This is a genomic window from Streptomyces sp. NPDC005803 (assembly GCF_040630435.1).
Taxonomy (GTDB): Bacteria; Actinomycetota; Actinomycetes; order Streptomycetales; family Streptomycetaceae; genus Streptomyces.
The window spans coordinates 519,601-536,139 of sequence record NZ_JBEXXO010000001.1 but is presented as its reverse complement, the minus strand read 5'-3'; the positions used below and the strand labels follow the sequence as shown (position 1 = coordinate 536,139).

Below are 16,539 nucleotides of genomic sequence, written 5' to 3'. Positions count from 1 at the left end.
TGCGTGTCGTTCAGTGCTCACGAGGAGATCCGCTCCTTCAGGTCCTTCAGCCAGCCGTCGATGACGGGGGCCGTCGTGTCGACGTGCTGCTCGACGATGGTGAAATGCGTGCCGGGGACGGTCGCCACGGTCTCCGCGCCCTCCCAGTCGGCCTGCCAGCCGTGGCCGGCCTCGATCCCGGCGTCCTCGCCCCTCTCGAAGAGGCTCCCGGCCCGGACGAACAGCACGGGCGCCTCGATGTCCGCCTGCGTGAACTGCGGCAGCAGCTCCACGTACCGGCCCATCGCGGAGAGTTCGGCGCTGCTGAAGGAACCCAGCGTGGCCGCCTTGTCCGGGACCGCGAAGGCCATCTGGTCGAAGATCGCGTCGTTCGTCCTCCCCATGTAGTACGTGTCCAGGAGGACCAGCCCGGCCGGCCGCACCCCGTGCACCCGCTCCAGCCGGGCCACGGTGGCGTGGGCGAGCAGGCCGCCCGAGGAGAAGCCGAGGAGGACGAACGGCTCCCCGCCGGCAGTGCGCAGGACGGCCTCGGCGAGGACGTCCACGGCCGCGTCGAAGGACTCCGGCAGCGCGTCGCCGCGTGCGAACCCGGGGGTGGGGATCCCGGACACCGGCATCGAGAGCCGGGCCGCGAGCCGGGCGTGCTGGTGTACGCCGCCCGCCACGGTCGGGGTGGAGAGGCAGATCAGGCGGGGCGGCGTCGGCCCTTCGGCGTCCTGCTTGCCGCGGGCCCCGTACGAGACCGCTTCGGGCAGCTCGGCCAGATCGGCCGCTGTGGCGAAGGAGGGCCGCAGTGCGGCGACCGCCCGCAGCATGGCCAGTCCGGGCTGGAGGTTCCCCGACATGATCGCGTCGAGGAACAGCCCGTACAGGGTGTCGTCGGCCTGGCGCTCGTCCGCGGCGGGTGCCGCGGCCTGCCCCACGTCTCCCTGGGCGGCCAGCCGGCCGGCGACCAGCCGGGCCAGGTCGAGCGGGTGCTTGCTGTCGAAGACCACCATGGCCGGCAGGGCGAGCCCGGAGGCCGCGTTCAGCCGGTTGCGCAGTTCGACGGCGGTCAGCGAGTCGAATCCGGCCTCCAGGAAGCCCGCTTCGGCGTCCACCGCACCGGCGTCGGCGTGCCCGAGGACCTCGGCGGCGTGGGTGAGCACCTCGTCGAGCACGACCCGTGTCCGGCCCGCTTCGTCCAGCCCGCGCACCTTCTGGGCGAGTCCTCCGGCCTCCCGGGCGGCGACCGCCGCACCGGCCCGGCGACGCCCGGCGGGCGCCAGGCCCCGGAGCAGCGCCGGGACCACGTCGGTCCGGGCCCGCAGCGCGCCCAGGTCGACCCGGAGCGGAACGAGCGCCGCGGCGTCGGCGGCGACCGCCGCGTCGAAGAGCCACAGGCCCTCCTCCTCGGTCAGCGCCGGCGTACCGGTGCGCCGCATCCGCTGGAGGTCGGCCTCGCCGAGCCACTGGCTGAGCCCGGTCTCGGTGGCCCACAGCCCGAAGGCCATGGACGTGGCGGCCAGTCCCCGCGAGCGGCGGTGGGCGGCGAGCGCGTCGAGGAAGACGTTGGCCGCGGCGTAGTTGCCCTGGCCCGCGGCCATGACGAGGCCGCCGGCCGAGGAGAACAGCGCGAACACGGACAGGTCGAGCCCGGCGGTCAGCTCGTGCAGATGCCAGGCGGCGTCCGCCTTGGCCCGCAGCACGTGGTCCACCTGCTCGGGGGTGAGCGCCCCGACCAGACCGTTGTGGGCGACCCCGGCGGCGTGGACGACCCCGCGCAGCGGGTGCTCGGGGTCGATGCCCTCGATGAGCCCGGCCACGGCCGCCCGGTCGGAGACGTCGCAGGCGGCGATCTCCACCCGTGCCCCGAGCCCGGCCAGTTCGTCGCGGAGACCGGCCGCGTGGGGCGCTCCGAGCCCGCGCCGGCCGGCGAGCACCAGGTGCCGTACGCCGTGCTCGGTCACCAGGTGGCGGGCGACGAGCGCGCCCAGCCCTCCGGTGCCTCCGGTGATCAGTACGGTTCCGTCGGGGTCCCACGGGGAGTCCCCGCCGGGCGCGGCGGAACGGGCGAGCCGGGGTGCGAGCACCTTGTCGCCGCGTACGGCGAGTTCGGGTTCGTCCGAGGCGAGCGCGGAGGCGAGCGCGCGCGGCGACGGCTCGCCCTCCTCCAGGTCCAGCAGCACGAACCGGCCGGGGTTCTCCGCCTGCGCGGCCCGTACCAGGCCCCACACCGGGGCCTGTCGCACATCGACCGGGTCGCCGTCGGCGACGGCCGCCGCGGCCCGTGTCACCAGCACCAGCCGCGCCTGCGCGAACCTCGGCTCGTCCAGCCACCGCTGTACGGCGGCCAGCGCCCCCTCCACGGCGGTACGCATCCCGGCCGTGACCTCGTGCTCACCACCGGCGGCGGGCCCGTCGGCCAGGACGGGCAGCAGCACCAGGTCCGGAACGGCGGCGCCCGCCGCCCCGAGCGCGTCGAGCCCCGCAACCACCGGAATTCCGGCGGCCGCCAGCCCCGGGCCGGCGATCGCCCAGTCCCCGCGCGGCCCGCTGCCACCGCCGACCGGCTGCCACTCGACGGCCAGCAGCGCGTCCCGGTACCCGGTGGCGGCGAGCTGCCCCACGGCGACCGGCCGCAGTCGCAGCGCGTCCACCGAGGCCACGGGGGCCCCGGCCGGGTCGGTGAGGTCGAGGCGCACCGCGTTGCGCAGGCCCTCGACCGGCGCGAGCCGGACCCGTACCGCGGTCGCGGACGCGGCGTGCAGGGTGACCCCCGCCCAGGAGAAGGGGAGCAGCGCCTGCCCCTCGTCCTCCTCGGCGCCGAGACCGCCGAAGCCGAGCGCGTGCAGGGAGGCGTCGAGGAGCGCCGGGTGCAGTCCGAAGCGCCCGGCGTCCGGGTGCGCCTGCTCGGGCAGCACGATCTCGGCGTAGAGCGCGTCACCGTGCCGCCAGGCCGCGGTCAGCCCCTGGAACACCGGGCCGTAGCCGAACCCGCGTTCCTGAAGGCTGTCGTACAGCCCGTCGGCGTCCAGCTCCTCGGCGCCGGCGGGCGGCCAGGCGGTGAGCCCGTCGGCCGCCGCACCACCGGCCGGGGCGAGCATGCCGTCGGCGTGCCGGGTCCACGGCTCGTCGGGGTCGCTCTCCGGGCGCGAGTACACCCGTACGGCCCGCCGGGCCTGCGCGTCGGGCTCGCCGACCACGACCTGGAGCGCGACTCCGCCCCGCTCGGGCAGGACGAGGGGTGCGTAGAGGGTCAGTTCCTCCAGCAGACCGCAGCCGACGTGGTCGGCGGCCCGGAGGGCGAGCTCCACGAAGCCGGTGCCTGGGAGCAGGATGCTGCCGTGCACGGCGTGATCGGCCACCCAGGGCTGGGCGTCCAGGGAGATCCTGGTGGTGAAGGTGACCGCATCGGAGTCGGGGGACGCCACGGCGGCCGCGAGCAGCGGATGGTCCAGGGCGTCCTGGCCGACGGCCACGGCATCGGTGGCCGGCTTGGCCGCGTCGACCCAGTAGCGGGAGCGCTGGAAGGGATACGTGGGAAGGTCGACCCGCCGGGCAGCGGTGCCGGCGTAGAACGCCTTCCAGTCGACCCGTACGCCGTCCACGTGCAGCCGGCCCACGGCCGAGACCAGGGACTCGGGCTCGGGGCGGTTGCGGCGCACGGCCGGCACGAGAACCCCTTCAGCGCCCGCGTCGCCCGCCCCGTCGGCGTCGAGGATCTGCTGGGCGAGACCGGTCAGGACCCCGTCCGGGCCGATCTCCAGGAACCGCGTCACTCCCTGCCGCTCCAGCGCGCCCACCGCGTCGACGAACCGCACGGCCTCCCGCACCTGGCCGACCCAGTACTCCGGGGACTCCCAGTCCGAGGACGGTTCGCCGGTGACGGTGGAGACGGCGGGGACACGCGGCTCGGCGTACGACAGCCCGGCCGCCACGGCCCGGAACTCCTCCAGCATCGGCTCCATGAGCGCCGAGTGGAACGCGTGCGAGACGGCCAGCCGGCTGGTCTTGCGACCGGCGGCGGCGAACTGCTCGCCGAGAGCCAGGGCCGCCCCCTCCGGGCCCGACACCACCACGGCCTGGGGGCCGTTGACCGCGGCGACGCACACTCCGCCGGCGAGCAGCGGCAGGACCTCGGCCTCGGTCGCCTGCACGGCGACCATCGCGCCCCCGGCCGGCAACGCCTGCATCAACCGGCCCCGGGCGACGACCAGCCGGGCCGCATCGGTGAGCGACAGCACACCCGCCACATGGGCGGCGGCCAGCTCCCCGATGGAATGCCCGACCACCGCATCGGGCGTGACACCCCAGGCCTCGACGAGGCGGAACAGCGCGACCTCGAACGCGAAGAGGGCAGGCTGAGCGATGGCGGTCGCGTTCAGCGCGTCCGCGTCCTCACCCCACACCACCTCACGCAACGACCGACCCAGCTGCGCGTCCACCTCCGCGCACACCGCGTCGAACGCCTCCGCGAACACGGGGTACGCCTCGTACAGCTCACGCCCCATGCCCAGCCGCTGCGCGCCCTGGCCGGTGAACAGGAACGCCGTCTTCCCACTGCGCCGAGCCTGGCCGACCGCCACCGCGGGGGCGTTGCGCCCCTGGGCCAGCGCGGTCAGGCCGCGGAGCAGCTCCTCGTTCCGCGCGCCCACCACCACGGCCCGGTGGGCGAAGGTGGTGCGTGTCGAGACCAGGGAGAGGCCGAGGCCGGCCGGGTCGGTCCCGGGCTGCTCCCGCACCCGCTCCACCAGCCGTTCGGCCTGAGCCGCCAGCGCCTGCGGGCTCTTCGCGGACAGCGCCCAGGGCACGACGGGCAGTTCGCCGGTGGCGCCCGCCTCCTCCGCATCCTCTCCGGGCGCTTCCTCAAGGATCACGTGGGCGTTCGTCCCGCTGATGCCGAAGGAGGAGACGCCGGCGCGGCGCGGCCGTTCCAGGGCCTCCCACGCGCGGTCCTCGGTGAGCAGGGCGACGTTGCCGGCGGCCCAGTCGACCTGATCCGAGGGCGCGTCCACGTGCAGGGTCCTCGGCAGGACGCCGTGGCGCATGGCCATGACCATCTTGATGACCCCCGCGACGCCCGAGGACGCCTGCGTGTGGCCCATGTTGGACTTGATGGAGCCCAGCCACAGCGGCCGGTCCTCCGCGCGCCCCTGACCGTAGGTGGCCAGCAGCGCCTGCGCCTCGATCGGGTCGCCGAGGGTCGTGCCGGTGCCGTGGGCCTCCACCGCGTCGACCTCGGCGGCCGTCAGGCCCGCGTTGGCGAGCGCCTGGCGGATGACCCGTTGCTGCGAGGGCCCGTTCGGGGCCGTCATCCCGTTGCTGGCGCCGTCCTGGTTGAGCGCGGAGCCACGGAGCACGGCCACCACGGGGTGCCCGTTGCGGCGCGCGTCGGAGAGCCGCTCCAGCAGCAGCACGCCCGCGCCCTCTCCCCAGGCGACGCCGTCCGCCGAGGCCGCGAAGGACTTGGACCGGCCGTCGGGGGCGAGCCCGCGCTGCCGGCTGAACTCGATGAACATGCCCGGGGTGCCCATGACGGCGACCCCGCCGGCCAGGGCCAGCGAGCATTCGCCCGCCCGGAGTGCCTGGGCGGCCATGTGCAGGGCCACCAGCGAGGACGAGCACGCCGTGTCGACGGTGACGGAAGGCCCTTCGAGGCCCAGCGTGTACGAGGTGCGCCCGGAGACGAGGCTGCCGCCGCTGCTGGCCGCGGCCTCCACGCCGAGTGCGTAGTCGTGGTACATCACGCCGGCGAAGACGCCGGTCGCCGAGCCCTTGAGCGTCGTCGGGTCGATCCCGGCCCGCTCGACCGCCTCCCAGGACACCTCCAGCAGCAACCGCTGCTGGGGATCCATCATCAGGGCCTCGTTGGGACTGATCCCGAAGAACACCGGATCGAAGTCGGCCGCGTCGTAGAGGAAGCCGCCCTCGCGGGCGTACGTCCGGCCGGGCGTACCCGGCTCCGGGTCGTACACCTCCGGATCCCAGCCACGGTCCGCCGGGAACCCACCCATGGCATCGACGCCGTCCGCGACCAGGCGCCACAGCCCCTCGGGCGTCGTCACCCCGCCCGGGTACCGGCACCCCATCCCGACGATCACCACCGGATCGTCGTCGCCGTCCGCTCCGCCGCCGACGGGCAGAGCGCGGGCGGGGACGAGCGCGGCACGGTCCGAACCGGCCACCTCCTCACCCATGAAGGCGGCGACGGCGTGTGCGGTCGGATAGTCGAAGATCAGGGTGGCGGGGAGCCGGAGGCCCGTCGCCTCACCGAGCCGGTTGCGCAGCTCGACGGCGGCGAGCGAGTCGAAGCCCAGTTCGCTGAACGCCCGCTCCGGCTCGATCGCCTCGCCGGAGGCGTGACCGAGCACGCCGGCCACCTGGGTCCGCACGAGGTCGAGGAGCGCGGCGGCGCGTGCCTCGGCGTCGAGTCCCGCCAGCCGGGCGAGGAGCCCGTCGCCACCGTCCGCGGACCGCGCGCCGCGGCGTACGGGTATCCGTACGAGACCTCGCAGCAGGGCGGGAAGAGCGGTGGCACGGGCACGCAGGATGTTCGTGTCGATCCGGAGCGGAACGGTGGCCGCCAGGCCCGACGCCAGTGCGGCGTTGAACAGGGCGAGGCCCTCCGCCTCGGACAGCGCGGGCAGTCCCTGGGCCGCCATCCGCTCCGCGGCCAGGTCCAGCATGTCCACGCTGGTCATGCCGGTGTCGACGCCCCAGAGGCCGAAGGCCATGGAGCACGCGGGGAGCCCCTCGGCACGACGATGGGCCGCCAACGCGTCCAGGAACACGTTGGCCGCCGCGTAGTTGCCCTGCCCCGCCGCCAGCACCAGACCACCGGCAGACGAGAACATCACGAACGCCGACAGGTCCAGGTCCCGCGTCAGCTCATGCAGATGCCAGGCCGCATCCACCTTCGGGCGCAGCACCGCGTCCATACGCGCGGGCGTCAGCGAACCGACCACACCGTTGTCGACGACGCCGGCCGCGTGGACGACCCCGGAGAGCGGGCGGTCCGGGTCCACGGACGCGATCACCGCGGCGAGTGACTCGCGGTCCGCCACGTCGCACGCGGCCACGGCGACCGAGGCGCCCAGGGCCGACAGCTCGGCCACCAGCTCCGAGACCCCTGGCGTATCGGCGCCTCTGCGTCCGACCAGCAGCAGACCCCGTACGCCGTGCTCGGCCACCAGGTGCCGGGCCACCCGCGCACCCAGGCCACCCGTACCACCCGTGACCAGTACGGTCCCGTCCGCGTCCCACACCGGCGCGGCTTCGTCACCCGGCGCGGCGAGGACCAGGCGCGGCACCCACACCTCGCCCCCGCGGACGACCAACTCCGGTTCGCCCAGGGCGGTCACCCGCTCCCAGGGGACGGACCCGTCGGAGTCGACCAGTACGAACCGGCCCGGGTTCTCCGCCTGCGCGGCCCGCACCAGACCCCAGACCGGGGCCTGCCGCACGTCGACCGGCTCACCGTCGGCCACGGCCACGGCGCCGCGCGTGGCGACCGCCAGCACCGCACCCTCGGGCCGGTCCGCCGACAGCCACTCCTGCACGGCCGTCAGCGCCTGGCCCACCAGACCGTGCACGGCGCCCGGCACGTCCTCGGCCACGTCCCGCGTCCCGCAGGTGAAGACGGCGGGGGCCGGCCCCTCGGCGGGTGTCCGGATCTGCGCGGCGGGCAGCCGGCTCCAGGCGATGCGGAAGAGGGAGTCGTTCCCGCTCGTGGCGAGCTGCTCGGTGGAGACGGGCCGCCCGACGACCGCGCCCACGGTGGCAACGGGGGCCCCGGTGGCGTCCGCGACCTGCAAGGACAGGCTCTCCGGGGTCGGCTGCGTGATGCGTACCCGTACGACGGAGGCGCCCGCCGCGTGCAGGGTGACGTCCCGCCAGACGAAGGGCAGCACGGTCTCGTCCCCACCGGTTCCGTTCACCAGCGCCGCGTGCATGGCGGCGTCCAGGAGCGCGGGGTGGATCCCGAACTTCTCGGCCTCGGCGTGGGCGTGTTCCGGGAGCGCGACCTCCGCGTACAGCACGTCGTTCTCGCGCCACGCCGCCTTGAGGCCCTGGAACGTGGGCCCGTATCCGAAGCCCCGCTCGCGCAGTCCCTCGTACGCGCCGTCCAACGACAGTGCGTCCGCGCCCGCGGGCGGCCAGACGGAAAGGTCGAAGCCGGCGGCCTCGGTCCCGGAGGCGAGCACGCCGTCGGCGTGCAGGGTCCACGGCACATCCGGCCGGTCCTCGGCGCGGGAGTAGACGCTCACCGAGCGCCGTGCGGAGGCATCGGCGGCGCCGAGGACCATCTGCACGGTCACCGCCCCGCGCGGGGGGAGGATGAGCGGCGCCTGCAGGGCCAGCTCCTCCAGCACGTCGCAGCCGACCTGGTCACCGGCGCGGATCGCCAGCTCCACGAAGCCGGTGCCCGGCAGCAGGATGCTCCCGAGGACATCGTGGTCGACGATCCAGCCGTGCGTAGCGGCGGAGAGCCGGCCGGTGAAGGTGACCACATCGGTGTCGGGGGACGGCAGCACCGCACCGAGCAGCGGATGACCGGCATCGGTCAGACCGGCGGTCGCCATGCTGCTGCCGCCGGTGCCGATCCAGGAGTTGGCGAGGTACTCCTCGGTGCCCACCCAGAAGCGCGTGCGCTGGAAGGCGTACGTGGGGAGCTCGACCCGCCGCGCACCGGAACCGGCGTAGAACGCCTCCCAGTCGACGCGCACCCCGTCCACGAACAGGCGGCTCACGGCGGCCACGAGCGCCTCGGACTCCGGGCGGTTCCTGCGCACCAACGGGACGAAGGACGCGGAGCCCTCCACGGAACCGGCCCCGAGAGCGGTCAGGACCGCGTCCGGACCGATCTCCACGAACGTACGCGCACCCCACTCCTCAGTGCTGCGGACGGCATCGGCGAAACGGACGGGCCGGCGGACCTGGTCGACCCAGTACTCCGGCGACTGCCAGTCCGAGGACAGTTCACCGGTGACGGTGGAGACCACCGGCATACGCGGCTCGGAGAACACCAACTCCGCAGCCACCGCACGGAACCCCTGCAACATCGGCTCCATGAGCGCTGAATGGAACGCATGCGAGACAGCCAGTCGGCTGGTCTTACGACCCGCTGCCGCGAAGTGCTCGCCCACAGCGAGAGCCGCAGCCTCCGTACCCGAAACCACCACGGACTGCGGACCGTTGACGGCAGCGATGCCCACACTCTCGGTCAGCAACGGCAGCACTTCCGCCTCGGTCGCCTGCACCGCGACCATCGCACCACCAACCGGCAGCGCCTGCATCAACCGCCCACGGGCGACGACCAACCGAGCCGCATCCGCCAGCGACAACACACCCGCCACATGCGCGGCAGCCAACTCCCCGATCGAGTGCCCCACCACCACATCCGGGGCCACACCCCACGCCTCGACCAGCCGGAACAACGCCACCTCGAACGCGAAGAGGGCCGGCTGAGTGATCGCGGTCGCGTTCAGCGCTTCCGCGTCCTCACCCCACACCACCTCACGCAACGACCGACCCAGATGCGCATCCACCTCCACACACACCGCGTCGAACGCCCCCGCGAACACCGGGAACGCCTCATACAACCCACGCCCCATACCGAGCCGCTGCGCACCCTGACCCGTGAACAGGAACGCCGTCCTGCCCTGGGTGGCGACCCCCCGCACCAGCCCGGGGTGCTCCTCGCCGCCCGCGAGGGCAGCGAGTGCGCCCGCCCGGTCGCCCAGGACCACCGCCCGGTGCTCGAACACGGGCTTCGACGACACCAGGGAGCACCCGATGTCCTCGGGCCGGTGGTCGTCGGCCACGGTCAGCAACTGCTCCGCCTGACCGGCCAATGCCCCTGCGCTCTTCGCCGACACCACCCATGGCACGGTCGGGAGCTCGGCCCGTTCAGCCGTCTCCTCCGCCTCCGCGGGGGCCTCTTCCACGATCACGTGGGCGTTCGTCCCACTGATCCCGAACGAGGAGATGCCGGCCCGCCGCGGGTGGGCCGTCGGTTGCCACTCCCGGGCCTCGGTGAGCAGTTCCACCTCGCCCGCCGACCAGTCCACCTGGTCCGAGCGTTCCTCCGCGTGCAGCGACGGCGGGAGGATGCCGTGGCGCATCGCCATGACCATCTTGATGATGCCCGCGACTCCCGCCGCCGCCTGCGTGTGGCCCATGTTGGACTTGATCGAGCCCAGCCACAGGGGCTGTCCCTCGGGCCTGTCCTGTCCGTAGGTCGCCAGCAGGGCCTGCGCCTCGATCGGGTCACCGAGGGTCGTGCCGGTGCCGTGGGCCTCCACCGCGTCGACCTCGGCGGCCGACAGGCCCGCGTTGGCGAGCGCCTGGCGGATCACGCGCTGCTGGGCGGGCCCGTTCGGAGCGGTGAGCCCGTTGCTCGCGCCGTCCTGGTTGAGGGCCGAACCCCGGACCACCGCCAGCACCGGGTGGCCGTGGCGACGCGCGTCGGAGAGCCGCTCCAGGAGCAGGACGCCCGCGCCCTCGCCCCAGCCCGTGCCGTCCGCGCCGATGCCGAAGGACTTGCAGCGGCCGTCCGCGGCCAGGCCACGCTGCCGGCTGAACTCGACGAAGACCTCCGGAGTCGCCATGACGGCGACCCCCCCGGCCAGGGCCAACGAACACTCGCCCGCCCGCAGGGCCTGGGCGGCCATGTGCAGGGCCACCAGCGAGGACGAGCACGCCGTGTCGACGGTGACGGCGGGACCTTCGAGTCCGAACACGTACGAGACGCGGCCGGAGGCGATGGCTCCGGTGCTGTTGTTGGCCGCGTAGTCGTGGTACATCATCCCGGCGTAGTAGCCGGTCATGCTGCCCCTGAGGGTCTCCGGGTCGATCCCGGCCCGCTCGAAGGCCTCCCAGGCCGTCTCCAGCAGCAGGAACTGCTGCGGGTCCATGATCGCGGCCTCGTTGGGGCTGATGCCGAAGAACGCGGGGTCGAACTCGCCCGCGTCGTGCAGGAATCCGCCCTGGTCCGCGTAGCTGGTGTGGGGCCGCTCGGAGGTCGGGTCGTAGATGCGGTCCAGGTCCCAGCCCCGGTTGGCGGGGAAGTCGGTGACCGCGTCCACGCGATCGGCGACGAGCTGCCACAGCTGCTCGGGGGTGCGTACTCCGCCCGGGTAGCGGCAGGCCATGGAGACGATCACGATCGGGTCGCTCTCCGGGGAGCCGTTCGCGACCGCCGCCTGCACCGGGCGCGACCCGTCCAGGGCGTCGCCCAGTTCGTCGAGCAGGTGCCGCGCCAGGGCGCGCGGGCTGGGGTAGTCGAACGCCAGGGTCGCGGGCAGCCGGACCTCGGCCGCGGCGCTGACCGCGTTACGGAACTCGACGGCCGTCAGCGAGTCGAAGCCGAGCTCGCTGAAGGCGCGGGTCTCGTCGACCGCGTCCGGCCCGGGGTAGCCGAGGGCCACCGCCACCTGCGTACGCACCACGTCGAGCAGGATCTTCTCCTGCTCGTCCCGGCCCAGCCCGGCCAGCCGGCCCCGCAGGGCCCCGGCCGCCTCCGGCGCGGACACGGCGGCCCGCCGGGTCCGCGCGGGCACCAGTTTCCGGAAGAGCGGCGGCAGCGCGTCGCCGGCCTCCGCGAGGGTGCCGACGTCCAGGCGGATCGGCAGGACGACGGGGGCGTCGACCGTCAGCGCCCGGTCGAAGAGTTCCATGCCGTAGGCGGAGGTGAGGGCGCCGATCCCGGTGCGGCTCATCCGCTGGAGGTCGGCGTCCGTGAGGGCCCCGGACATGCCGCTCGCCCACAGTCCCCAGGCAAAGGACCGGGCGGGCAGACCCTGGGCGCGCCGGTGGGTGGCGAGCGCGTCGAGCAGCGCGTTGGCCGCCCCGTAGTTGCCCTGCCCGGGGACGCCCAGCACACCGGTGGCCGAGGAGAACAGCACGAAGGCCGACAGCGGCAGGTCCCGGGTCAGTTCATGCAGGTGGAGCGCGGCGTCGGCCTTGGCGCGCAGCACCGTGTCCAGGCTCTGCGGGGTCAGCGAGGTGATGAGCGCATCGTCGAGGACACCGGCGAGGTGGACGACGCCGGTGAGGGGCACGCCGGTGACGAGGGTGGCCAGGGCGTCGCGGTCCGCGACGTCGCAGGCCACGACGGTGGCCTCCGCCCCGAGGCCCTGGAGCTCGGCACGGAACTCCGTCGCACCGGGGGCGTCCGCGCCGCGTCGGGAGACCAGGAGCAGGCTCCGCACTCCGTGGACCTCGACGAGTTGCCGGGCCACCAGTTGTCCGAGCGCGCCGGTCGCCCCGGTGACCAGGACGGTGCCGGTGCCGAAGTCCGGACGCACGCTCTGCTCGGGGTCGTCCCTGAGCCGGGTGAGGCGTGCGCCGTACACGGTCGTGCCGCGCACGAGGGTCTGGGACTCACCGGTGGCCAGGGCGGCGGCGGCCTGCGGGTCGCCGGCCAGGTCGTCGAGGTCCGCGAGGACGATCCGCCCCGGGTGCTCCGCCTGTGCGGACCGCACCAGGCCCCAGACGGCCGCCCCGGCCAGGTCGCACACGTCCTCCTGGGTCTCGCCCGTGCGGGCCACGGCCCCACTGGTCGCGATGAGCAGGCGCGAGGCCGCGTACCGCTCGTCGGCCAGCCACTGCTGGAGTGCGGCGAGTACCTCCGCGGTGGCGGCGCGGACGCTCCCGGGGTCCTGGCCGGCGTGCCGGGACCGCAGGACGACGCTCTCGGGCACGGGCCCGTCGGCGCGCAACGTGGACCAGTCGGCCGGGAGGGTCCCCCGGCCCGCGGCGGGGATCTCGGCCCAGTCCAGGGCGAACAACGACTCGTGGGCGACCGTGCGGGCGGCGGCCAGTTGCTGGGCGGAGACCTCGCGCATGACGAGGGAGTCGACGGACAGGACGGGCCGGCCCGTCTCGTCGGCGACGGACAGCGCGATCGCTCCCGCACCGTCCGGGGCGATGCGGACCCGCAGGCGCGCGGCGCCGGAGGCGTGCAGCCGCACCCCCGTCCAGACGAACGGCAGGACCGGGCCGGTGGCCTCGGCGAAGAGGTCCGTGAACACGGAACCGTGCAGGGAAGCGTCCAGCAGCACCGGGTGCAGCCCGAAGGCGGCGGCCCCGGGCCGGGCCGGGTCCGGCAGTTCGACCTCGGCGAAGATCTCGGCGCCGACCCGCCAGGCACCGGTCAGGCCGCGGAAGGAGGGCCCGTACGCGAGACCGGCGCTGGCCAGCGCCTCGTACACCCCGTCCGTGTCGATCGGGGTGGAAGCGGCGGGCGGCCAGGCGGACAGGTCGAAGGGGGCGGAGTCCGCGGTGGTGGCCGCCAGGACGCCGGCCGCGTGCAGCGTCCAGGGCTGGTCGGGCTGGTCGTCGCGGCGGGAGTGGATGCTGACCGGGCGCCGTCCGGAGGCGTCGGCGGCGCCCACCTCGACCTGGAGGGCGACGGCGCCCCGGGCGGGCAGGACCAGGGGGGACTGGAGCATCAGCTCGTCGACCCACTCGCAGCCGACCTGGTCACCGGCCCGGACGGCCAGCTCGACGAAGCCCGTACCGGGGAAGACGACGGAACCGCCGACGACGTGGTCGGCCAGCCACGGCTGGGCCGAAGCGGAAACCCTGCCGGTCAGGACGACCCCGCCGGAGTCGGCGAGGGAGACCACGGCCCCGAGCAGCGGATGGCCGGCGGCGGCCAGGCCGGCGGCGGAGAGGTCACCGGCGGAGCTACTGCCCTCGACCCAGTAGCGGGTGCGCTGGAAGGGGTACGTGGGCAGGTCGACGCGACGCGCACCGGTACCGGCGTAGAACGCCTCCCAGTCGACGTCGGCCCCGCGCGCCCAAACCGCTCCGAGCCCGGCCAGGACCTCCCGTGCCTCGTCGCGGTCACGCCGCAGCAACGGGACGAAGGTGGCGGAGTCGTCGGCGGAACCGGCCCCGAGAGCGGTCAGGACGGCATCCGGGCCGATCTCCACGAACGTACGCGCACCCAGGCCCTCGGCGCTGCGGACGGCATCGGCGAAACGAACCGGCCGGCGGACCTGATCGACCCAGTACTCCGGCGACTGCCAGTCCGCACCCGACTCCCCGGTGACGGTGGAGACCACCGGAATGCGCGGCTCGGCAAAGTCCAACCCCTGGGCCACAGCTCGGAACTCGTCCAGCATCGGCTCCATCAACGCCGAGTGGAACGCATGCGACACAGCCAGCCGACTGGTCTTACGACCGAGACCGGAAAAGTGCTCGCCCACGGCGTGAGCCGCAGCCTCCGTACCCGACACCACCACGGACTGCGGACCGTTGACCGCAGCAATGCCCACACCCTCGGTCAGCAACGGCAGGACTTCCGCCTCGGTCGCCTGAATGGCGACCATCGCACCACCGGCCGGCAACGCCTGCATCAACCGACCCCGCGCCACCACCAACCGCGCCGCATCCGCCAGCGACAGCACACCCGCCACATGCGCGGCGGCCAACTCACCGATCGAGTGCCCCACCACCACATCCGGCGCCACACCCCACGCCTCGACCAACCGGAACAACGCCACCTCGAACGCGAACAGAGCAGGCTGAGCGATCGCCGTCGCGTTCAGCGCATCCGCATCCTCACCCCACACCACCTCACGCAACGACCGACCCAAATGCGCATCCACCTCCACACACACCGCGTCGAACGCCCCCGCGAACACCGGGAACGCCTCATACAACTCACGCCCCATGCCCAGCCGCTGCGCACCCTGACCCGTGAACAGGAACGCCGTCCTGCCCTGCGTGACGATCCCCCGCACCAGCCCCGGATGCGGCTGCCCCTCGGCCAGTGCCGTGAGACCGGACAGAGCCGCGTCCCGGTCGTCCGCGAGGACGACGGCCCGGTGTTCGAGTGCGGCACGTCCGGTCGCCAGGGAGTACGTCAGATCGGCGACCCGCAGGTCCGGCCCGGCCGTGACGTGGTCGTGCACCCGGACCGCCTGGGCGGCGAGGGCCGCGGCGTCGCGGCCGGAGACCGGCCAGGGCAGGTGGGCGGGCAGCGGCGCCACGGCAGCGGGCGCCTCGGGGGCCTCGTCCGGCTCCTCCGAGGTCTCGGCCGACTCCGACGGGGCCTCTTCGAGGATGATGTGGGCGTTGGTCCCGCTCACGCCGAAGGCCGAGACACCGGCCCGTCTCGGCCGGTCCTCGGCGCGCTCCCACTCCCGGGCCTCGGTCAGCAGCCGTACCCGGCCGGCGGACCAGTCGACGTGGCTCGACGGTTCGTCCACGTGGAGGGTCTTCGGCAGCACGCCGTGGCGTATCGCCTCGACCATCTTGATGATGCTGCCGACGCCGGCGGCGGCCTGTGCGTGACCCATGTTGGACTTGACGGAGCCCAGCCACAGCGGCCGGTCGTCCTCGCGTCCCTGCCCGTAGGTCGCCAGCAGCGCCTGCGCCTCGATCGGGTCGCCCAGGGTCGTCCCGGTGCCGTGTCCCTCGACCACGTCGACGTGTGCGGCGGAGAGCCGGGCGTTGGCGAGGGCCTGGCGGATGACCCGCTGTTGCGCCCGGCCGTTGGGCGCGGTCAGACCGTTGCTGGCGCCGTCCTGGTTGACGGCGCTGCCCCGCACGACGGCGAGCACGGGGTGACCGTTGCGCCGGGCGTCCGCGAGGCGTTCGAGGACGAGCATGCCCGCGCCCTCGGACCAGCCGGTGCCGTCCGCGGCCTCCGCGAAGGCCTTGCAGCGGCCGTCGGGAGCGAGCCCCCGCTGCCGGCTGAAGGCGATGAAGGGGGACGGGGTGGACATCACCATGACGCCGCCGGCGAGGGCCAGTGAGCATTCCCGCTGCCGCAGGGCCTGGGCGGCGAGGTGGAGGGAGACGAGCGAGGAGGAGCACGCCGTGTCGACGGTGACGGCCGGGCCTTCGAGGCCCAGGGTGTAGGAGATCCGGCCGGAGATGACGGCCGCCGCGTTGGCGGTGGTCATGTAGGCCTCGGCGACCTCGCCGGCCGCCCCGATGAGGTACTCGTAGTCCTGGATTCCGGAGCCCGCGAACACACCGACGGGCTTGCCGCGCAGCGACTCCGGGTTGATGCCGGCCCGCTCGATCGCCTCCCAGGACACCTCCAGCAGCAGTCGCTGCTGCGGGTCCATGGTGAGGGCCTCGTTGGGGCTGATCCCGAAGAAGCCGGCGTCGAATCCGGCGACGTCCCGGACGAAGCCGCCCTCGTCGACGTAACTGCCGCCGGACCCGCCGGTGGGGTCCGCCTCGTCGCCGCGCAGCCCGTCGAGGTCCCAGCCACGGTCGGTGGGGAACGTGGTGATGGCGTCCCGGCCCTCGGCCACGAGCCGCCACAGGTCGTCGGGGGTGCTGACGCCTCCCGGGTAGCGGCAGCTCATCGCCACGATGGCGATGGGTTCGTGGTCCTGGTTCTCGGCCTCCTGGAGCCTGCGCCGGGTCTGGTGCAGATCCGCCGTGACCCGCTTGAGGTAGTCGAGGAGCCGTGCGTCGTCATTGGACATGTTGGGTCCCACCGAGTCCTTGTTCATGCCGTGAGGTCGAATCGGGTCGCGTAGGTGCGAGGCGGGCCCGGTGCCGTCACAGCACTGGCCGCGCGGTCGG

General features: G+C 74.1%; 1 protein-coding gene. It reads right to left on the bottom strand.

Annotated elements, in window-relative coordinates; all coding sequences use genetic code 11:
- Positions 1-17: 17 nt before the first annotated feature.
- Positions 18-16,439: a type I polyketide synthase gene (locus ABZ454_RS02205; protein ID WP_359535674.1), complete on the bottom strand. Its 16,422-nt coding sequence runs from the start codon at positions 16,437-16,439 to the stop codon at positions 18-20.
- Between the last annotated feature and the right edge of the window lie 100 nt (positions 16,440-16,539).